The organism is Kribbella sp. NPDC048837 (genome assembly GCF_055586945.1).
In genome coordinates, this window is sequence record NZ_JBVJHF010000008.1 from 147,426 (window position 1) to 168,346 (window position 20,921).

A 20,921-nucleotide genomic window follows, 5' to 3' on the forward strand; every position below is an offset into this window, starting at 1 on the left:
GGGGATGCTGAGTGTGCTGCCTGCGGGAATGCCTTCGCGGGTTGATCGGGTGGTTGGTGGGCGGGCGATGGTGGTGGCGCCGGCGGTTGGGGTGGTGCTCGGCGGGGTGGCGGCCGGCGTTGTGGCGTTGGCTCAGGTGGTTCGGCCGGATGCGGGGTTGCTGGCCGCGGTGCTCGGCGTACTGGTGGTGGCGGGACTGTCCGGGGCGCTGCACCTCGACGGGCTGGCGGACTTCGCGGACGCGCTCGGCAGCCGGCGGGATCGCGAGACCATGCTCCGGATCATGAAGCAGAGCGACATCGGCCCGTTCGGCGTCGTCGCGATCGTCGGCGTACTGCTCGTGGATGTCGCCGCGCTGACCGCCTGTGTCCAGGCCGGCTTCGGCTGGCAGGCCGTGCTGATCGCCACGACCGCGAGCCGCCTGACGCTCCCCTGGTCCTGCCGCACCACGGTCCCCGCCGCCCGCCCTGACGGCCTCGGCGCCCTGGTGGCCGCCACGGTTCGCCCTCTCACAGCCACCCTCGCCACAGCCGCCGTACTAGCCGCCACCGTCCTCCTGACCTGGCCCGACGCACTCCAGCTCGTGGGCGCCGCAGCCGCGGTCCTGCTGGCCGTCGCCACCAGCTTCGTCACCAGCCGCCGTGCCCGATCAGCCTTCGGCGGCACCACCGGCGACGTCCTCGGCGCCACCGTCGAACTCGCCCTCCCGGTCACCCTCCTGACCCTCGCCCTGACGGCGTAAAGCCCGCCTCCACCACCCTGACGCCAGGGTGCATTACTGTCACCGATGGACGGTGAAGTGGGGTAGTGACGGCGAGGTCGAATGGTGATGTTGGTGGTTCACGGCCGGTGTGCGGCGGCATACGCCCCGCGATCCGTTATCTTTATGTAATGAACGCAACCCGCCCGGCGCCGGGCTCACAGGCTTCGCTGCGCGAAGCCAACCGCGCGCGCGTTCTCGGAGTCGTCCGCCAGCACGGCCCGCTGACCCAGGTCGAGATCGCCGCCGCGTCCGGCCTGTCCGCCGCCACCGTGTCGAACATGGTCCGCGAGCTCGACCAGGCCGGCATGGTCGGCCTGTCCCGCAGCATCCGCAACGGCCGCCGCGCCGTACTCGTCTCGCTGGCGTCCGGCGGCGGCCTGCTGGCCGGCGTCGCGTTCGGCGAGCGGGACGTCCGGGTCGCGATCGCGAACGAGTCCCGCGAGATCCTCGCCCAGCAACTGATGCCGCTGCAGGCCGACCACGTCGCCGACGACGGCATGGAACGCGCCGCCCGGCTGCTCGCCGACCTCGCCGAGACGGTCAGCTCCGGCGTCGAGGACATCGCCGCGATCGGGTTCGGCCTGCCCGCGCCGGTCGACTCGGTCAGCGGTGAAGCGGGTTCCGACGCGGTCCTCCCCGGCTGGCGCGGCGTCAACGTCGCCGAGGCGATGGCCGGCCACCTCCGCGCGCCCGTCGCGCTCGACAACACAGCGAATCTGGCCGCCCTGGGCGAGCTCCGCAACGGCGCCCTGCGCGGCGTGCGGCACGGCTGCTACCTGAAGTTCTCGTACGGCGTCGGCGCCGGGATCGTGCTGGACGGCGAGGTGTTCCGCGGCTCAGCCGGTACGGCGGGCGAGATCGGCCACGTCACGATCGACGAGAACGGCCCGATCTGCCGGTGTGGAAACCGGGGCTGCCTGGACACGTTCGTCGGCTCCCGGGCGCTGATCAACAGCCTGGCCGCGTCCCACGGTCCACTCCGCCTGAAGGACATCGTCACCCGCGCGCTGGGCGGCGACCTGGGTTGTCGCCGAGTGATCGAGGACGCGGGCCGCCGGGTCGGCGTCGCCGTGGCGGGACTGGTGAATCTGCTCAACCCCGAGGTGATCGTCGTCGGCGGCCTGATGGCCGAGGCCGGCGAGCTGATCATGGACCCGCTCCGCGAGGCGCTGGATCGATGCGCCATCCCGAGCGCCGCGGCGACGGTGGAGCTCCGCCGCCCCGAGCTCGGCGACGACGCCGACATCGAAGGAGCGATCCACCTCGCGTCCGTGCTCAGCCACTCCCAGGCCCTGAGTGCGCCGATGTAACGCCAATATGTCTATTTCTTGAATTCAAGTCTTGACGACAAGGCTCCCGGCCGCTTGACTTCGGGGCAGGCCTACTCGGGCCTTCACGTCAAGGAGCCGCCGTATGTCCCTGTCAGCATCCCGTCTCGTCGGCCTCGGCATCGCCGTTTCCGCCCTCGCCGTCTCCCTCGTGGCCTGTGGCTCCGACGACGGCGATTCCGGCAGCTCGGGCGGCGCGAAGAAGGTCGCGCTGCTCCTGCCCGAGTCGAAGACGACCCGCTACGAGGCGCTCGACCGGCCGTTGTTCACCGAGGCGCTCAAGGCGGCCTGCGGCGACTGCGAGCTGATCTACAGCAACGCCGACCAGGACGCCGCCAAGCAGCAACAGCAGGCCGAGGCGGCACTGACCCAGGGCGCGAACGTCCTCGTCCTCGACCCGGTCGACGGCAAGGCCGCCGCCGCGGTGGTCGCCTCCGCGAAGGGCCAGAACGTCCCCGTCGTCGCCTACGACCGGTTCATCGAGAACGCCGACTACTACGTGTCGTTCGAGAACGAGGCGGTCGGCAAGCTGCAGGCCCAGACCCTGGTCGACGTGCTGAAGGCGGCCGGCAAGACCTCCGGCAACATCGCGATGATCAACGGCTCGCCGACCGACCCGAACGCGGCCGACTTCAAGAAGGGCGCGCACAGCGTGCTCGACTCCAGCGGCTTCAAGGTCGCGGCCGAGTTCGACACCCCGGACTGGAGCCCGGACAAGGCGCAGGCCTGGATGGAGGGGCAGCTCAGCGCGATCAAGAACGGCCTGGTCGGCGTGTACGCCGCCAACGACGGTACGGCGGGTGGCGCGATCGCAGCGCTCAAGGGTGGTGGCGTGACCCCGCTGCCGCCGGTCACCGGCCAGGACTCCGAGCTCGCCGCGATCCAGCGGATCGTCGCCGGCGACCAGGCGATGACGATCTACAAGGCCGTGAAGCCGCAGGCCGAGGCCGCCGCGAAGGCCGCGGTCGCGCTGGCGAACGGGAACAAGCCCGAGTCCACCACGGACAAGAGCGGCGTACCGTCGACGATCCTCGACCCGGTCGCCGTGACGAAGGCCAACATCAAGGACACCGTGGTGAAGGACGGCATCTACAAGGTGACCGACATCTGCACCGCCTCGTTCGCCGCCGCCTGCAGCGCCGCGGGCCTGACTACCAACTAACTGACCGCCCCCTTGGTGTTGCCCCGCAGTGAGGTGCGGGGCAACACCGGGCAGCATCCCGGCCCGGGTCCCGTGCGACCGGCCGGATCTGTTGCCCCGTCGCCCTGTCCCGCGAGGCCGAACCTCGGGATCATGGCCTGAACGCAAAGCCCAGGAGGCTGATCGAGTGACTGTTACCCCGACACCCCTCGACGTCGGCACCGGCACGGTGCTGTCGCTCCGAGGGGTCTCCAAGCGTTTCGGCGCGGTGCAGGCTCTGAAGAACATCGAGTTGGACGTCCGCGCCGGCGAGGTGCTGGCGCTGGTCGGCGACAACGGCGCCGGCAAGTCGACGCTGGTGAAGACGATCGCCGGGGTCTACACCGCCGACGACGGGACCATGGTGTTCGACGGCCGGGAGGTCCGGGTCGGCAGTCCGGCCGAGGCGCAGCAGCTCGGGATCGCCACCGTGTTCCAGGACCTCGCGCTGTGCGACAACCTCGACGTGGTCGCGAACCTCTACCTCGGCCGCGAGCTCCGGCGGGGCCGGGTGCTCGACGAGGTCGAGATGGAACGCTCGTCGTGGGAGCTGCTGCGCCAGCTCTCCGCGAAGATCCCGTCGGTCCGGATCCCGGTGGCCAGCCTGTCCGGCGGCCAGCGGCAGACCGTCGCGATCGCGCGCAGCCTGCTCGGCCAGCCCAAGGTCGTGATGCTGGACGAACCGACCGCGGCCCTCGGCGTAGCTCAGACCGCCGAGGTCCTCAACCTGGTCGAGCGGCTGCGCGAACGCGGCCTGGCCGTGATCCTGATCAGCCATAACATGGCCGACGTGATGGCCGTCGCCGACCGGGTCGCCGTCCTCCGGCTCGGCCGCAACAACGGCGTCTTCATGGTGAGTGACACGAAGACCCAGGACATCATCGCCGCCATCACCGGCGCCACCGACAACGCCGTTTCCGAGCGCGCCGCGCGCCGGACCCGGGAGGAGGGCCCCGCATCATGAGCCTGCACGGATCCGGCACCCGCCGCCCTCAGGACGCCCCGCGCCCCGACTCCGCCGACCCGGCCACCGAGAACGGGACCCCGGCGCCGGCCAACGGCGACATCGGTACGACGGACGCCGCCCAGCTGCCCGCCGACCTCCAGGACGAGCGGCTGATCGCCGGTCACGGCATCAGCGGCGCGGTCGCGGCGTTCACCGCCCGGCTGCGCTCCGGTGACCTCGGCTCGGTACCGGTGGTGGTCGGCCTGATCATCATCTGGGCGGTCTTCCAGATCGCCAACAGCTCGTTCCTGTCCAGCCGCAACCTGGTCAACCTGACCCTGCAGACCACCTCGGTCGGAGTGATTGCCCTCGGCATCGTTCTGGTCCTGCTGCTGGGTGAGATCGACCTGTCCGTCGGCTCGGTCAGCGGTCTGTCCGCGGCCGTCCTCGGCGTCACCTTCGTCAACCAGGGCTGGCCGTTGGTGCTGTCGCTGCTGGCCGGCGTCGCCATCGGCGTACTGATCGGACTGTTCTACGGAGCTCTGTACACACGCTTCGGCGTACCGAGTTTCGTCATCACGCTGGCCGGTCTGCTCGGATTCCTCGGGCTCCAACTGCTCGTGCTCGGCAAGGAGGGTTCGCTGAACCTTCCGTACGACTCCGCGCTGGTCGGGTTCGCCACCCGCAGCTTCCTCTCCCCCGCGCTCGCGTACGGGCTGATCGTGGTGGTCGTGGCGGCGTACGTGCTGACCCGGCTGCGGGCCCGTGGCGCCCGTGCGACGGCAGGATTGTCGGCGGCGCCGAACTCGGTCATCGGGATCAAGGCCGGCGCGCTCGCCGTCGTCCTGCTGATCCCGGTCGTCGTCCTGAACGGCGACCGCGGTGTCTCGTCGATGTTCCTGCTCTTCCTCGTTCTGGTGGTCGGGACGGACCTCGCCGTACGGCGGACCCGCTGGGGGCGCTCGGTCTTCGCGGTCGGCGGCAACGTCGAGGCGGCCCGGCGGGCAGGTATCAACGTCCGGATGATCTATCTGTCCGTGTTCGCGGCCTGCTCGACCTTCGCCGCGGTCGGCGGTCTGCTGGCCGCGGCCCGGCTGGTCGCGGTGAACCAGAGCAGCGGTGGTGGGGACACCAACCTGAACGCGATCGCCGCCGCGGTGATCGGTGGCACGAGCCTGTTCGGCGGCCGGGGATCGGCGTACTCCGCACTCCTCGGCGCGCTCGTGATCATGTCGATCTCCAACGGTCTCGCGCTGCTGAGCCTGAACTCGAACGTGCGCTACATGGTCACCGCCGGTGTCCTCCTGATCGCCGTCACCATCGACTCGCTGAGCCGCCGCAGCCGCCAGGCGCACGGCCGCGCGTAATGTGACCCGGTGGGCTCCCTCCTGACCCTGACCAGGTGGGAGCCCACCGTTTCCAGCTAGCCGCCGAGGCCCGCTGCCGATGGCAGGATGTGCGCCATGGCACCATCGCGGAAGCCCATCAGGGCAGCAGTCACCAGTGAGAACCAGTCGGTCACGACACTGGAGTTGTTCTTCGACCTGGTCTTCGTGTTCGCGCTGACACAGATCACGGCCCTGATGGCCCACGACCTGAGTTGGCACGGCGTACTGCGGGGAATGCTCCTGGTCGGACTGCTCTGGTGGAGCTGGATCGGCTTCTCCTGGCTGTGCAACCTCGTCAAGGCCGACGAGGGCTCGGTCCGGATCGTGCTGCTGCTGGCGATGGCGGCGATGTTCGTCATCGCGCTCGCGATCCCGGAGGCGTTCCATGACCTGCCCGGCGGATTGCAGGGGCCGGTGGTCATCGCCGGTGCGTACTTCGCCTTCCGGGCACTGCACCTGGTCCTGTTCTGGCTGATCGCGGACGGCGACGCCGTGCTGCGCCGTACCCTGGTCCGCTTCGCCCCGTCCATGCTCGCGGGTACGGCGTTGCTCCTCGTCGCCTCGCAGTACCACGGCACGACGCAGACCTTGCTCTGGGCGGCCGCGCTCGCGGCGGACTACGGCGGCACGTACCTGATCGACGCGCGGGGCTGGCGTTTCCGCTCGGCCGCGCACTTCGCCGAGCGGCATGCGCTGATCATCATCATCGCGCTGGGCGAGTCGATCGTGGCGATCGGCGTCGGGGTGACCGACCTGCCGATCTCCTGGCCGATCCTGGTCGCGTCACTGCTCGGCCTGGCGGTCTCGACCGCACTGTGGTGGATCTACTTCGACGCCACCGTCCGGTACGGCGAACGGGCACTCGAGGCCGAGCCACCGGAGACCCGCCCGAAGCTGGCCCGGGACGCGTACACGTTCCTGCACCTGCCCATGGTGGCCGGCATCGTGCTCCTCGCCCTCGGCCTGAAGAAGGTCCTCGAATACGTCGGCGACGTCGAGCACCACCACCTCGACGACCCGCTGAAGGGCGTCGGCCTGTCCGCACTGTTCTTCGGGGTCGCGCTCTACCTGCTCGGCCACGTGGGCTTCAAGCGGCGGACGGTGCACCGGTGGAGCATGTCCCGCCTGATCACGGCCCTGCTCACGCTGCTCGCCGTACCGCTGCTGGCCGATGTGCCCGCGCTCGGGCAGCTCGCCGTACTCACGGCGCTGCTGGCCGGCCTGGTCGCCTTCGAGTCGGTCCGGTTCGCGCAGGAGCGCGAGGAACTGAAGCACGGCGGACAGCACGCATGAGAAAGGGCCCCCGGATCACCGGGGGCCCTTCTCCACAAGGTGTTCAGGCGGTGGCGGCGGTCAGGTCGACCTTCGGCTCCGCGAAGTGGCAGGCGGCCGTGTGGCCGGCGCCGGACTTCGGCTTGATCTCCAGCAGCGGCTCCTGCGTGGCGCAGATGTCCTCCGCCTTCCAGCAGCGGGTGCGGAAGCGGCACCCGCTCGGCGGGTCGATCGGCGAGGGTACGTCGCCGACCAGCCGGATCCGCTCCTTCGGCGGAACACCACGGATGGTGCCCAGGTCCGGAGCGGCGGACAGCAGCGCCTGCGTGTACGGGTGCTGCGGCGCGTTGTAGATCTGGTCCCGCGGGCCCTGCTCGACGATCTTGCCCAGATACATCACCGCGACCTGGTCACAGAAGTGCCGGACCACGCCCAGGTCGTGGGCGATGAACACGAACGCGATCCCGAGGTCACGCCGCAGGTCCTCCAGCAGGTTCATCACCTGGGCCTGGATGGACACGTCCAGCGCGGACACCGGCTCGTCGGCGATGATCACCTCCGGCTCCACCGCGAGCGCCCGGGCGATGCCGATGCGCTGGCGCTGACCGCCGGAGAACTCGTTCGGGTACCGGTTGTGGTGCTCGGGGTTCAGGCCGACCCGCTCCAGCAACTCCTGGACCCGCTCGACCTCCTTGCCCTTCTTCACCAAGTTGTGCACGCGCAGCGGCGTACTGATGATGTTGCTGACCGTCTGCCGCGGGTTCAGCGAGCTGTACGGGTCCTGGAAGACGATCTGCAACTCGCGGCGGAACGGGCGCAGTTCCCGCTCCTTCAACTGCGCGATGTCGGTGCCCTTGAACAGGATCTGCCCCGACGTCGGGGTCAGCAGCCGGGTGATCATCCGGCCGGTCGTCGACTTGCCGCAGCCGGACTCACCGACCAGACCGAGGCTGGCGCCCGCGTTCAGGTCGAAGCTCACGCCGTCGACCGCCTGGACGACCTTCTTGGTCCGGGCCAGACCCGCCGCTTCCTTGATCGGGAAGTGCATCTTCAGGTCCCGGACCTGCAGCAGCGGGGTCCCCGCGCCGGACGCCGGAGCACCGCCAGCAGCGCCGATGCTCTCGACGTTGCTCCCCTCGTCACGCACTGTGTCGTCGCTCATCTCTCTCCTCAGCCCCTGTCAGCTCAGTCTCGGCAGGACCTCGGCCGTGTAGATCGCGGCCTTGTCGTGCAGATGACAACGGGACGTGTGGGCACCGGCGCCGTCGACCGGCATCAGCTCCGGCAGTTCGGTGGTGCAGCGCTCACCCTTCACGCGGTCCACGTACGGACAGCGCGGGTTGAAGGAGCAACCGGTCGGCAGGCTCAGCAGACTCGGCGGCAGACCCTTGATCGGGCGCAGCCGCTCGCTGGCCGCGGACACGGTCGGGATCGACTCGAGCAGCCCCCAGGTGTAGGGCATCCGCGGGTTGGCCAGGACGTCCTCGGCCGTCCCGTACTCCACACAGCGCCCGCCGTACATCACCAGGACGTCGTCGGCCATCTCGGCCACCACGCCCAGGTCGTGGGTGATCATCACGATCGCGGAGCCGAACTCCTTCTGCAGGTTGTTCAGCAGGTCCAGGATCTGCGCCTGCACGGTCACATCCAGCGCGGTGGTCGGCTCGTCGGCGATCACCAGCTTGGGGTCGTTGACCAGGCTCATCGCGATCATCGCGCGCTGCCGCATACCGCCGGAGAACTCGTGCGGGTACTGCGCGAACCGGCGCGGCGGGTTCGGGATGCCGACCAGGTCGAGCATCTCCAGGGCCCGCTTCTTCGCGGCCTCCTTGGACACCTTGTGGTGCACCCGGTAGGCCTCCACGATCTGGTTGCCGACCGTGTAGAGCGGGTGCAGCGAGGACTGCGGGTCCTGGAAGACCATCGCCACCGCGTCGCCGCGGACCCGCATCAGCTCGCTCTCCGGCAGTCCGACGATCTCGTCGCCGCCGAGCCGGATCGAGCCGGTGATCTGGGTGCGCTTGCGGTCGTGCAGGCCCATCACGGCCATGCTGGACACCGACTTGCCGGAACCGGACTCGCCGACGATCGCCAGCGTCCGGCCCAGCGGGACCGAATAACTCAACCCGTTCACGGCGCTGACCACGCCGTCCGCGGTCGGGAACTTGACCGTCAGGTCCTCGACCACCAGGTACGGCGTCTCGCCGCTCGGGTTGATCGCACCTTGGCGGCGCTCACGGGTCGCGATCGAAGGACCACGCTTCGCCGCGGCCGCCGTCTCCGGCTGGCCGGCTGCACTCTCGACCATGGTGTCCTTCCGGTCTTCTGGGGCGGGTGTGCTCACGTAAGCCTCACCCGCGGGTCGATCACGCTGTACACGATATCGACGACCAGGTTGGCCGCAACCAGGAACACCGAGGCCACCAGCACGGTCCCCATGATCACCGGCAGGTCGTAGTTGTTCAGGCTCTCCAGTACCAGGTTGCCCAGGCCCGGCAGGTCGAAGATCCGCTCGGTGAAGATCGCACCGGCGAGCATGCCGGCGACGTCCAGACCGAAGATCGTGATGACAGGGATGAGTCCCGCGCGGAGAGCGTGCTTGTAGGTGACCTTCCGGTCCGACAGGCCCTTGGCCCGCGCGGTCCGGATGAAGTCCTCGTTGAGCGTCTCGACCATCGAGCCTCGCGAGTACCGTACATACTGCGTCGTGTTGACCAGGCCGAGACACAGCCACGGCGTCAGCAACCCGACGAACCACTTGGCGGGATCGTCGAAGAACGGCGTCCAGCTACCGCGTGGCAGCACCGAGTAGAAGATGGTGAGGTAGAGCGCGACCATCAGCGCGACGATGTAGTACGGGATCGAACTGATCACCAGCGACGTGGTCACCAACCCCCGGTCGCCGGTCGTCCCTCGTCGTTTCGCGGCCATCGAACCTATCGCGACGCCGACCGGCAGCATGATGGCCGCGGCACCTGCGACCAGCGACACCGTCACCGGTACGCGCTGAGCCAGCATCTGCAGGACGGGACGGTCGTTCTTGAAGGAGAAACCCAGACACGGTGCGGGGCAATCACGCTCGGCACCGGCGGTCACGTAGGTCCGGCCGACCACGATGCCCTTCATGTAGTCGGCGAACTGCGTCACCTTCGGCTTGTCCAGGTTCAGGTTCTTCTTGATCTCCTCGTACCGCTCCTGGGGACAGTTGCGCTGTCCACAGATCGCGCCCGCGGGGTCGGTGGGCGCGACGAAGAACAGCGCGAACGTCGCGACGAGGGTGACGAGCACGACGGACAGGGCGCTCACGATGCGACGCGCCAGGAAGTGCAACACGGGATTCTCCTCACCGATCGCTGGCGGTGGCCGGACCGATTACCGGTCCGGCCACCTACCTGCGATCAGAACGGACGCCTCACGGCTGTCCGGTCACTGGTACCTATCAGGGCTGCTTCAGGAACAGCGAGGTGAATTCGGGCATGCCCTGTGTCGGGTCGTTGATCGCGTTGCCGATGTTGGTACCGACCAGGAAGGCCGACCGCGACTGGTACTGCGGAAGAGCCGGCAGGAAGTCCTGCATGATCTTCTTGTCGAGGTTGATCCAGGCCTTGGTCTTCAGGGCCTCGTTCGGGTCCATGTTCGAGACCTTGTCGATCTCCGCGTCCAGCGCCTTGTCCTCGAGCTGGCCGACGCTGTTGCCCAGGGCGATCGCGTCGGAACGGAAGAGCACCGGCGCCCACGACGAACCGCTCGGCCAGTCGGAGCACCAACCGGTCGGGGCCTTCAGCATGTTGACCGGAGCGTTCTGGTCACCGGTCACGGTGCGGATCTGGGCCTTCGGAACACCGATGGCCTTGACCTTGAAGCCCGCGGCCTCCAGCTTCTGCTGGCGAACCTGGCTGCGCTGGGTGGCGATCTTGTCGTCGTTCGAGTAGTACCACGACAGCTCGAACCCGACCGCGTTGGCGTCGGTCAGCATCTGCTTGGCCTTCACCGGGTCACCGTCACCCTTGCCGTTCAGGCCCGGGAGCTCGTAGTTCTCCCAGCCCGGAACCGACGGCGACATGTACGTCGAGGCTGCCGGCTCGGCCAGCGAGGTCCAGCCCGCGACCTTGCGCTCGGTGTCGTACGGGTACGCGGCCGCAATGGCCTTGCGGACCGGCAGCGGGATCTTGCGGGTGTCCATCGGGACCATCCGGTTGCACGGAGTGTCGCCCTGGATGAGCTGGGACTTGTTCTGGTCGGTCAGCTCAGGTACCAGCGTCGAGTCGATGTTGCTGTAGGTCAGGGCACTCGCGTCCGGGCCGGAGCTGGCCAGGATCTGCCGCTGGATCTTCAGGGTGTCCAGGCCGAACTTGAAGTCGTAGCCGTCCAGGTACTGGTGGCGCACCGCGTCGGTGGCCGGGTCCCAGTTCGGGTTCTTGACCAGCTTGAGCTCGGTGCCGGGGTTGTACGAGTCGACCATGTACGGGCCGGTCGACAGCGGCTTCTGCTCGTAGTTCTGCTTGGTGTCCTTCGCCTTCGGGATCGGCGTGAACATCGTGAACGCCGCGAAGAACGGCATGTCCGGGAACGGCTTGGCCAGGTGGATCACCAGGGTGCTGTCGTCCGGAGTCTCGACACCGGCGTAGTTGTCACCGCCGGCGGCGTACGGGCCCTTGTACTTGTCGCCGTCCTTGAAGAACTGGATCTGGTACGCCGGTCCCGCGTCGTACAGGTCGTGCGCGAAGGACCGCTTGATCGAGTACGCGAAGTCCTCGGCCTTGACCGGGGTGCCGTCGGAGTACTTGATGCCCTGCTTCAGCTTGAAGGTCCAGGTGAGCTTGTCGTCCGAGACCTTGCCGAGGTCCTCGGCCAGGTCGGGCACCAGGACGGGCTTGTGGTCAGGTCCGTCGAGCCGGTACTGGGTCAGCGCCCGGAAGTACAGCTTCTCGATCTGGAAACCGTCGACATAGTAGGTGTTCGTCGGGTCGAAGGTGTCCGGCGTCACGTCCGACAGGATCGTCGCCGTCCCGCCCTTCTTGAAACCGTCGACGTCGGCGGCCGGGCCCTTCGCCGACTCGTCCGTCACCTTGGTCTGGGTCGTGTTGGCCGGCCCGTTCGACTCGCTCGCATTACCGCTGTTCGAGGACGGGCTGCCACAGGCAACGGCGGCCAGCATGACCGTCGCCGCGACTGCGGTGATCCGTTTCCACTGCATGGTCGGGTTTCTCCTTTTCTGCCGCTGGGGCAATCGCCGTACTACCGGCGAGTCTTGGGGTCGAAGGCGTCTCGGATCGAGTCGCCGAGCAGGGCGAGCGCGAGCACCAGGATGGTGATCGCCGCGACCGGAAGCCACAGATACAACGGGTCGGCCTTGAACCAGTTCGTCGCGCTCGCGATCGTCTGGCCCCAGGAGGGCCGGGGCTCGATCAAGCCGACGCCGAGGAACGACAGTCCCGCTTCCGCGGTCACGTACGCCGGCAACGCGAGGGATGCCGAGATGACGATCGGCGCGACCAGGTTCGGCAGCAGTTCCTTGAAGAGGATCCGCCGGGTCGACACACCGATCGCCTTGGCAGCCAGGACGAACTCACGCTCCCGCAGCGACAACACCTCGCCGCGGATGATGCGCGCCAGTCCGGCCCAGCCGAAGAACGACAACACGAAGATCAGCACGTAGAACCGGGTGCTGGCCTGTTCCTCGGGGGAGAGGTTGAACGATCCGCCGCGCCACGACTCGACGATCGGCACCATCGCGATCGCGAAGAGCAGGTACGGCAGGCTCAGGACGAAGTCGATGAACCAGGAGATCACCCGGTCGACCCAGCCGCCGAGGAATCCTGCGAGCAGGCCCATCACCACGCCGACCGTGGTGCCGAAAATGGTGGCCACGAACGCGACGATCAGCGACGGCCGGGCACCGAAGACCCAGCGGGCGAAGTTGTCCCGGCCGGTCTTCGGCTCCACACCGAACCAGTGATCGGGTGTGATGCCGATGACCGGGAAGCCGAACTCGTCGACCAGCTCGGGATGGAACGTCTGCACGTCGCCGCCCTCGAGCTTGGCCAGCAGCGGCGCGAAGATCGCGATCAGCACGAAGAACAGCACGACGCACACGCAGATCACGGCGACCTTGTCCTTGCGGAGTCGGTCGACCGCGATCCGGGTCGGGGACTTACCGTGCGCCACGGTTGCCGCACGTACCGGTTCCGCCGACGCCGGGTGGTCCTCGATCCCTACGGTCGAGTCGGGTGACCCAATACTCATTCGCGCTCCGTCAGCTCTGTCAGCCGGATTTCGGTCCGTGGATCGGCAGTTATCGGTGGATATCGTGCCGAAGCTTCGCTCTGTGGCGGGCGGCCGTCAAATCCCCTTGACAGGCCGATCCCGCACAACCGGGCGCTAGCCTGCCTGACACTGTGACACCAAACCAGCGGTGCTCGGCACCAGTGCACAAATCGTTACCGGAACGGGTACCGGAACGGAACATTTGCCCCGATCCATCACCCTGTGCAGTCATTCCTACGCAAAACGCGTCGGCACAGTCCAGCCAGCGGCCATTTTGTGCCAACTTATGACACAGCGTGAGGAAACCTGGCACGCGGTGATCGTCACGCTTCGTATATCGTTCCGGAGTTCGTTGCCCCTTGTTCATGCCGGCCGAGCCGTTCCACTTGGCGTTCGAGCTCGGTCACGACGTGTGCGGCGGGAGCATTCTCGAGGGCCTCGGTCAGGATGCCTCGCGCGTCGTCCGGACGGCCCCGGAGAATCGCCAGCCGGGCCCATCCCGCGGTATTGGTGGTCTCGCCCCAGTTGTCCGGCCGGCGGGTGAACATATCGGCCGCGCGGCGCAACAGTTCCTCGGCCGCGTCGGGCTGCCCGGACGCGATCAGGGCCATTCCTTCGACGTTGTCCACGTGAGCCAGTCCGAGCTCGTCACCGATGCGCTCGATGATCTCCCGGGCCTCGCGGACCACGCCGGTCAGTTCGTCCACGTGTGCGGTGCCCTGATCCGGACCGTCGAGCAACGACTCCGCGAGCAGCACCAGGCGGATCGCATGGACGCGGCTCCCGGGCTCGCTGTGGGCGCGGATCTCCCGGCGGATCGCCTGTGCCTCGGCGGTCCGGCCGAGGTTGTGCAAGGCTCCGGACCGCTGGTCGAGCGCGTGCAACCTGGACTGTTCAGGGTCCGGGCTCGTCTCGGCCAGGACGAGCATCTCGTCCGCGATCTCCAGGCACCGGGCGAAATCGGCGCGCGCCGCCGCGGCCCACGAAACCTGGTTCAGCGCGCGGATGCGCAGGGCGGGGTCGCCGGAACGGATCGCCGAGTCCAGACCCCGCTCGGCGAGCCGTGCGAGGTCGTCCGCCGACGCGTTGCCCTGGGCGTTGGCCGCGAACAGCGCACGATCCAGCTCGGCCTCGAGGTCGACGTCACCGGAGTCGGCAGTCGTGTCCCGTGCCGTCTCGAGGATGGCGATGCGGACCTCGCGCAGATCGCGGATGGCGAGGAACCCGTGCATCCGCAAGGCCATCAGGCCGGCTTGGCGGGGCGCGGTCCGGCTGGCGAGCTCGACGGCCGCCTGGATCACCGGAGTCTCGACGTCGAGCCAGGCAGCGCCTGCGCCGGCCGCGGCGAGCGTCTCTTGCAGGAGTGGTTCGGCGTCGAGGTCGAGGACCACGCTCGTCGTGACCGCATGGTCCAGCTGAGCGTCCGCGGTCACGACAAGGCGCAGGACGGTGTCGGTATAGAGCTGCTCGAGCCTCGTGACTTCCGCGGGGTCGGTGGTGGCCAGGAGTTCGACGCTGAGGGCGCGGACCAGGCCGTGGAGGCCGTAGCGGGGTGGGGTGAGGCGGCGTTGCTGGACGAGGCCGAGGGAGACCAGGCTGTCGAAGACGGAGGTGGCGGCGGGCTCGTCCAGGCCGAGGAGCGGCGCCGCGACCCAGGGGCCGAACTCGTCCGCGCCGACGAGGGCCAGGCGGGCGAAGAGCAGTCGGGCCTGGGCGCTGGCGACGCTCAGGGTGAGGTCGAGGCTGGCGCGGACGGCCCGGTCCCCGGCGATCAGGTAGTCGAGGCGCTGGGATTCGTCCGCGAGCGTTTTGACCACGTCGGCGACGTCTTCGCGGATCAGCGCCAGCCGGGCGCCGACGATGCGCAGGGCCAGCGGTAGGCCGGCGCAATGCGGGACCACGTCCGTCACACGCGCGGCACCGAGACCGGACAACGCACCCAGCAGCTCCGCGCTCGTTTCGTCGGACAGCGGCAGCAGCTCGCGATGGGTGGCGTCTTCGAGGCCGAGCATGGGCCGACGAGACGTGACGATCACTCCGCAACCGCCGCCGGCCGGGAGCAGTGGACGGAGCTGTCCGGCGTCGATCGCGTCGTCGAAGACCAGGAGCACGTGCCGGTCGGCCAGCCGGCTCCGCAGCAGCGCGGACCGGGCCTCGACCGCGTCGGGGATCTCGCCACCGTCCACTCCGAGTGACCGCAGCAGCTGCCCGAGGACCGTGCGTACCTCTCGTCCTTGCCCGTCCACGTCCTGCAGCCGCGCGAACAGCTGCCCGTCCGGGTAGGCGTCCGCCAGCTGATGCCCCAGCCGCACAGCCGCCGCCGACTTCCCCGTTCCGGCAGCACCGAACAGACAGACAACAGCCGGTACGCCGGGATGCCCGGGGCCGAGCAGGACCCCGGACAACTCCGCGAGTACGTCGTCCCGTCCGACCAGCACGCCCACGTCCGCGGGAAGCTCGTGCGGCACCTGTACTCCGGTCGCCAGCTCCAGCGACGGGTCCTGCCGGAGGATCGCGACCTGGAGGTCCCGCACCTCGCTCCCCGGCTCGACGCCGAGCTCCTCGTCGAGATGCCGCACCAGCTCCGCGTGCACGGCCAGAGCGTCGGCCTGACGACCGGACCGGTACAGCGCGAGCATCGATGCCGCGGCGAACGACTCCCGCGTGGGCTGTGCCGCGGTCAGCTCAGCCAAGGCGGGCAGCAACTCCTGGTGGTGCCCGAGTGCCAGCTCGGTGGTCAGCCGGAGCTCCTCGGCCGCCCACCGCGCTTCCTCCAGTCCCCCACACAAGCGCCGTCGTACGTCCTCGGTGGTGACGTCTGCCAAGGCCGGCCCGCGCCAAAGCGCCAGAGCGCCCGTCAGCAGCTTGCTGCGCTGTTCCAGGTCGTCCGCCCGCCGGGCCTGCTCCACGAGCGATCTGAACTGCTCAATGTCGGTGCTGCCCAGCGGCGCCTGGATGGCGTAGCCCTCGCGCCCACTGGTGAGCTCGACCTCGAGCACAGTGCGCAGCCGCGAGATGTAGACCTGCAGAGCGCGCCGGGGGTTGGTGGGCATCGCCTCGGGCCAGAGCAGCTCCATCAGCCGCTCGGCGGGCACTGCCTTGCCCGGCTCCAGCAGGAGCACCGCGAGCAACAGCCGCTCCTGGCGGCGTTTCAGACCGATCCGCTCGCCCCCGGACCAGATCTGGACCGGACCGAGCAGTCGGAATTCCACCGGGTCAGCATACGGCCGCGGTGGCCGATGGTAAGTGCGCGGTAACGGCCCCGGTCCAGGATGCACGCCTCAGCGACGGAAGGGGACCGCCATGGCTCGGGCCTGGGACTGGGGCTGATCCGATCAGCCCTCCCGCACGTGCACGGTGACGAAGGGCGGCTTGACCACGTCGAACGGCTCCTGCCTACCGCGGATGTCCACGGTCACCTGGTCGCCCTCCTTCACCGTCGCGTCGAGCAGTGCCAGCGCGATGCCCTTCTTCAGCGTCGGCGAGAACGTGCCGGAGGTCACCTCGCCGAGTGCGGTCCCGGACTGGTCGAGGACGGTCATGTGCGGCCGCGGGATGCCACGGCCGGCGGCCCGCAGACCCCGCAGGATCCGGGCCGGTCCACGCTCCTTCTCGGCCCGCAGCGCCTCGTCACCCCAGAAGTGCTCCTTCTTCCAACCCACGGCCCACCCTGAGCGCGCCTGCACCGGAGTGATGTCCGGAGTGATGTCCTGACCGTGCAGCGGGTACCCCATCTCGGTCCGCAGCGTGTCCCGCGCTCCCAACCCGGCCGGGACGATGCCGTACTGCGCACCGGCTTCCAGCAGCGCGTCGAACACACCGACAGCCGCGGCGTTCGGTACGACGAGTTCGTACCCGCGCTCGCCCGTGTAACCGGTCCGGCACACCACGACCGGCGTACCGGCGAAGTCCGCGGTCGCGAAGGACATGTAGTCGTGTCCGGTCGGCAGACCGATCGCGGCCACCACGTCGTCGCTGTTCGTCCCCTGCACCGCGAGGATCGCGTAGTCGTCGTGGGTGTTGGTCACCACGACGCCCTCGGGTGCGTCGGCCTGCAGCAGCCGGACCACCTCGGCGGTGTTGGCCGCGTTCGGGATCAGGAACACGTCGTCGTCGGCGTGCAGGTAGGCGATCAGGTCGTCGACCACTCCCCCGCGCTCGTTGCAGCACAACGTGTACTGCGCCTGGCCCGGCGCGATCTTGCCCAGGTCGTTGGTCAGGCACGAGTTCACGTACGCCGCAGCCCCCGGACCCTTGACGGTCGCCTTGCCCAGATGGCTCACGTCGAAGACGCCGACCGACGTCCGGACCGCGGTGTGCTCGGCGACGACACCGCCGTACTCCAGGGGCATCTCCCAGCCGCCGAACTCGGCGAACTTCGCGCCGAGCGCGACATGACGCTCGTGCAGCGGGGACTTCTTCAACTCCGGCGACTCGGTCATGGAGGGGAAACTACCTGACGCGTAGCATGCGGAGGCAGCTTGTACGTACCGTCACGACCGGCCCGCTGCCTGGCCGGTCAAGGAGGACTGAGGATTTCGTGACCACCATCACCCTGAGCAAGTCCGATGCGGCCGGTGTCAAGACCGACGCCGTGGTCATCGGCGTGGTCAAACTCGGCGGCGGCGTCGCTCTGCCGGCCGGCACCGAGGCGCTGAACGCCGCATACGGCGGGAAGCTGGTGGAGGTGCTGTCCGGACTGGGCGCCACCGGCAAGGCCGGGGAGGTGACCAAGGTGCCCGGGCCGAAGCCGGGCAAGTCGGCCACGCTGATCGCGGTCGGTCTCGGTGCGGCGCCCGACGGTGCGCTGAAGACCGAGGACCTGCGGACCGCGGCCGGCACCGGGGTCCGGGCCGCCAAGACCACCCAGTCGGTCGCGTTCGCGCTGCCGACCCCGGACGCCGGGTGCGTCCGCGCGATCGCCGAGGGCGCGCTGCTCGGCCGCTACTCGTTCACGGCGTACAAGTCCGCCGAGGGCATCACCGAGGCGCCCGGCAACCTGACGATCCTGACCGACCTGGCCCGGAACAAGGACGCCAAGGCCGCGCTGGAGCGGGCCGAGGTGACCGCCGACGCGGTCGCCCAGGTGCGCGACTGGGTGAACACCCCGCCCTCGGACCTGAACCCGGTCGATTTCGCCGCCTCGGCGGTGAAGCTCGGCAAGGAGTACGGCGTCAAGGTCGAGGTGCTGGACGAGAAGGCCCTGCTCAAGGGCGGGTACGGCGGCATCCTCGGCGTCGGCCAGGGCTCGGCGAACCCGCCGCGGCTGATCCGGCTCAGCTACACGCCGAAGAAGCCGGTCACCCACCTGGCCTTCGTCGGCAAGGGCATCACCTTCGACTCCGGCGGCCTGTCGCTGAAGACCGCCAGCGGGATGGTCAGCATGAAGGCCGACATGGCCGGCGCCGCCGCGGTGATCGGCGCGACCGTCGCGATCGCCCGCCTCGGCCTGCCGGTCCAGGTCACCACGTACGCCGCGATGGCCGAGAACATGCCGTCCGGGTCGGCGGCCCGGCCGTCCGACGTGCTGACCATGTACGGCGGCAAGACCGTCGAGGTGCTGAACACCGACGCCGAGGGCCGGCTCGTCCTCGGTGACGCCCTGGTCCGCGCGTCCGAGGACGAGCCGGACCTGATCGTCGACGTGGCCACCCTGACCGGCGCCTGTGTCGTTGCCCTGGGCACCAAGGTGGCCGGCGCGTTCGCGAACACCGACACCGCCCGGGACCGGGTCGTCGACGCCGCGATCGCGGCCGGCGAGTCGATGTGGCCGCTGCCGATCCCGGCCGAGATGCTGGACAAGCTGAAGTCGCACTCGAAGGTCGCGGACCTGGCCAACATCACCGGCGAGCCCTGGGGCGGCGCGCTGGCGGCGGCCGCGTTCCTCGGCGACTTCGTTGCCGAAGGCATCGACTGGGTGCACCTGGACGTGGCCGGCCCGGCCTTCAACGAGGGCGGCGGCTCCGGCTACACGCCGGCCGGCGGCACCGGGTACGCCGTACGCACCCTGATCGAACTGGCCGCGTCAGCGAGCTGAGTAGCGGATCTCGAGCATCGTGCAGCCGCCGGCCGTGGTGTACGGGCCGTGCGGCATCCCCGGCGGCCGGCACGCGTAGTCGCCGGGGCCGAACGTCTGCCCGAGGGTGAGATCAGTCAGCTCACCCTCGAGCAGGTACACCTCTTCGACGTACTCGTGCCGGATCAGCTCGGTGCCCGACGTCGTACCAGGAGCCCAGCGGGCCAATCGGGTCAGCGTGCCGTCGGCGTCCTGACTCAGAACCCGCTGGGTGATCCCGGCGCCCGCGTCGGTCCACGCCACGCTCTGGGCGGAGAAGAACTCCTTCTCTTCCTTCATGTCAGTCCCACGCCGGTGCGAGCTGCTCGACGGTGTACACGACGCGGCTGGTCAGGCCGCGCGGATCGGTCAGCTCCACGCGCCACGCGTCGGCGAACTGGTCGACACCGGGGATCATCGGGATCGTGCCACTGAGCAGGACGGTGCCCGGGACGACCCGGTCGCCGAGCTCCTTCAGCCAGTAGGACGGTGGCAGTAGCTGGGCCAGCGTGCCGTCCTGGATCAGCTGCTCGGTGTCGCCGTGCCTTACCCACGCCTTCAGGGTGAACCGGTCGAGCTCGTCCTCGATCTCCGCGAGCGGCCAGGCGATGTCGCCGAGCAGGTCCGGCGCGGATTGCTTGCTCCAGGCAACGCCATGCACCTCGAGCGCCCGATCGGTGTGGTCACAGGCAGCCGTCAGCAGGAGGTCGTCCTCGCCGACCACCAGCGCCCACTCCGCCTCGCCCGACGTCTTGGCGTGCGCCACCTGGACGACCTCCGGCCGCCCGACCAACGACGCGGACAACGGGTACAGCGTCGGGATGCGGCCCGGAACCGGTACGCCGAGCTCGGCCAGCTCGTCCACGTGGTGCCGGACCTGCTCGGTGTCGCGACCGGCGTACCCGGCGTTGAGGGCGTAGCGGACGGCGATCGCCCGCTCGGTCCCGTCGGGCAGGGTGAATCGCAGAGTCATCGGATAACTCTCACTTGCGCGGCGGCGCTTGCGTGAACACGTCGTATACAACGAGTATGGAACACGTTCGCGGAGGAGTCCACTCGAGGTCCGGGAGGAAGGTCTTGCGCTCAGCCCTGCATGAGGATCGAGCCGGTGGTGCCGAGGTGGCCGAGGATGGCCTTCTCGGCCGCGGCCGCATCGCCCGCCGCCAGGCCGTCGACGATGGCCTGATGCTCGGTGAGCACGTCCTGCCGGCGGGTGGCGCGGCGCTGCAGGGCGACGACGCCGAGCAGCACGTGCTTGGCCCGCAGGTTGTCGTACAGCCGGCCGAGCACCGAGTTGCCTCCGGCCTCCACCAGCAGCGCGTGGAACTGGCTGTCGAGCTCGATGAATGCCTTCGCGTCACCCTGCTCGACGATCGCCCGCTGCTGCTCGAGGACGGCGGACATCGCCTCGACCGGAGCGACGCCGGCGCTGAGCGAGGTGGTCGCGGCCCAGCACTCGATCACTCCACGGGCCTGCATCAGTTCGGCGATCTCCCGGCCGGGCAGCGGCGCGACGAACGCACCGCGGTGCGGAACGAGCTGGACCAGGTCCTCGGCGGCGAGCATCAGCAACGCCTCGCGGACCGGCGTCCGGGAGATGCCGACCTCGGTCGCGACGCTCTGCTCGTTGATGAACGTCCCCGACACGGCGGGGTCGCTCAGCACAGTCCCCCGCAAGTACTGATAGGCACGATCACGGCCGGAGTCCCCACTCAATTGCAT

17 protein-coding genes are annotated in these 20,921 nt (G+C 69.1%); 7 read left to right on the forward strand and 10 right to left on the reverse strand.

Going from position 1 to position 20,921, the window contains the following annotated elements; all coding sequences use genetic code 11:
• Nucleotides 1–4 precede the first annotated feature (4 nt).
• The 6 genes from ACZ6O0_RS33015 (at nucleotide 5) to ACZ6O0_RS33040 (ending at nucleotide 6,898) form a co-directional block, all read left to right on the forward strand.
• On the forward strand, nucleotides 5–742 hold the full coding sequence (locus tag ACZ6O0_RS33015) for an adenosylcobinamide-GDP ribazoletransferase (RefSeq protein WP_465769251.1): 738 nt from the start codon (nucleotides 5–7) through the stop codon (nucleotides 740–742).
• Between the two features lie 149 nt (nucleotides 743–891).
• Entirely contained in the window at nucleotides 892–2,073 is a 1,182-nt protein-coding gene (locus tag ACZ6O0_RS33020; protein WP_465768940.1) for an ROK family transcriptional regulator, read from the forward strand.
• A 103-nt stretch (nucleotides 2,074–2,176) separates the two neighbouring features.
• Nucleotides 2,177–3,253, forward strand: a complete 1,077-nt coding sequence (locus tag ACZ6O0_RS33025; RefSeq protein WP_465768941.1) for a substrate-binding domain-containing protein — start codon at nucleotides 2,177–2,179, stop codon at nucleotides 3,251–3,253.
• Between the two features lie 166 nt (nucleotides 3,254–3,419).
• Nucleotides 3,420–4,235, forward strand: a complete 816-nt coding sequence (locus ACZ6O0_RS33030) for an ATP-binding cassette domain-containing protein (protein WP_360362079.1) — start codon at nucleotides 3,420–3,422, stop codon at nucleotides 4,233–4,235.
• A complete protein-coding gene (locus tag ACZ6O0_RS33035) occupies nucleotides 4,232–5,584 on the forward strand; it encodes a sugar ABC transporter permease (protein WP_465768942.1) in 1,353 nt (450 codons plus the stop codon). The genes ACZ6O0_RS33030 and ACZ6O0_RS33035 overlap by 4 nt, the downstream gene beginning before the upstream one ends.
• A 96-nt stretch (nucleotides 5,585–5,680) precedes the next feature.
• Nucleotides 5,681–6,898, forward strand: coding sequence for a low temperature requirement protein A (locus tag ACZ6O0_RS33040; protein WP_465768943.1), 1,218 nt, complete (start codon nucleotides 5,681–5,683; stop codon nucleotides 6,896–6,898).
• Nucleotides 6,899–6,941: 43 nt separating this feature from the next.
• Here the strand turns inward: ACZ6O0_RS33040 and ACZ6O0_RS33045 are convergent, their stop codons facing one another.
• The 7 genes from ACZ6O0_RS33045 to gcvT all read right to left on the reverse strand — a co-directional run bounded on the left by ACZ6O0_RS33045 (nucleotide 6,942) and on the right by gcvT (nucleotide 17,586).
• On the reverse strand, nucleotides 6,942–8,039 hold the full coding sequence (locus tag ACZ6O0_RS33045) for an ABC transporter ATP-binding protein (RefSeq protein WP_465768944.1): 1,098 nt from the start codon (nucleotides 8,037–8,039) through the stop codon (nucleotides 6,942–6,944).
• An 18-nt stretch (nucleotides 8,040–8,057) separates the two neighbouring features.
• Nucleotides 8,058–9,185, reverse strand: a complete 1,128-nt coding sequence (locus tag ACZ6O0_RS33050) for an ABC transporter ATP-binding protein (RefSeq protein ID WP_465768945.1) — start codon at nucleotides 9,183–9,185, stop codon at nucleotides 8,058–8,060.
• 32 nt (nucleotides 9,186–9,217) lie between these two features.
• A complete protein-coding gene (locus ACZ6O0_RS33055; RefSeq protein ID WP_465768946.1) occupies nucleotides 9,218–10,210 on the reverse strand; it encodes an ABC transporter permease in 993 nt (330 codons plus the stop codon).
• A 106-nt stretch (nucleotides 10,211–10,316) separates the two neighbouring features.
• A complete protein-coding gene (locus ACZ6O0_RS33060; protein WP_465768947.1) occupies nucleotides 10,317–12,074 on the reverse strand; it encodes an ABC transporter substrate-binding protein in 1,758 nt (585 codons plus the stop codon).
• Between the two features lie 41 nt (nucleotides 12,075–12,115).
• On the reverse strand, nucleotides 12,116–13,123 hold the full coding sequence (locus ACZ6O0_RS33065) for an ABC transporter permease (protein WP_465768948.1): 1,008 nt from the start codon (nucleotides 13,121–13,123) through the stop codon (nucleotides 12,116–12,118).
• A 344-nt stretch (nucleotides 13,124–13,467) separates the two neighbouring features.
• Nucleotides 13,468–16,356 carry an AfsR/SARP family transcriptional regulator gene (locus tag ACZ6O0_RS33070; RefSeq protein WP_465768949.1) on the reverse strand — a complete coding sequence of 963 codons (2,889 nt, stop codon included), beginning with the start codon at nucleotides 16,354–16,356 and terminating at the stop codon, nucleotides 13,468–13,470.
• A 123-nt stretch (nucleotides 16,357–16,479) separates the two neighbouring features.
• Nucleotides 16,480–17,586: a glycine cleavage system aminomethyltransferase GcvT gene (gene gcvT / locus ACZ6O0_RS33075; protein WP_465768950.1), complete on the reverse strand. Its 1,107-nt coding sequence runs from the start codon at nucleotides 17,584–17,586 to the stop codon at nucleotides 16,480–16,482.
• A gap of 98 nt (nucleotides 17,587–17,684) precedes the next feature.
• Between gcvT and ACZ6O0_RS33080 the strand changes: the two genes are divergently transcribed.
• The gene (locus tag ACZ6O0_RS33080; RefSeq protein ID WP_465768951.1) at nucleotides 17,685–19,181 is read left to right on the forward strand and encodes a leucyl aminopeptidase; all 1,497 of its coding nucleotides are present in this window, start codon (nucleotides 17,685–17,687) and stop codon (nucleotides 19,179–19,181) included.
• On the opposite strand, the gene ACZ6O0_RS33085 is transcribed toward ACZ6O0_RS33080, so the two are convergent.
• The 3 genes from ACZ6O0_RS33085 to ACZ6O0_RS33095 all read right to left on the reverse strand — a co-directional run bounded on the left by ACZ6O0_RS33085 (nucleotide 19,170) and on the right by ACZ6O0_RS33095 (nucleotide 20,921).
• Complete coding sequence (locus ACZ6O0_RS33085) at nucleotides 19,170–19,499, reverse strand: cupin domain-containing protein (protein ID WP_465768952.1); 330 nt, start codon at nucleotides 19,497–19,499, stop codon at nucleotides 19,170–19,172. The genes ACZ6O0_RS33080 and ACZ6O0_RS33085 overlap by 12 nt on opposite strands.
• Before the next feature lies 1 nt (nucleotide 19,500).
• Nucleotides 19,501–20,172 carry a DUF2848 family protein gene (locus ACZ6O0_RS33090; RefSeq protein WP_465768953.1) on the reverse strand — a complete coding sequence of 224 codons (672 nt, stop codon included), beginning with the start codon at nucleotides 20,170–20,172 and terminating at the stop codon, nucleotides 19,501–19,503.
• Nucleotides 20,173–20,282: 110 nt separating this feature from the next.
• Entirely contained in the window at nucleotides 20,283–20,921 is a 639-nt protein-coding gene (locus tag ACZ6O0_RS33095) for a GntR family transcriptional regulator (protein ID WP_465768954.1), read from the reverse strand.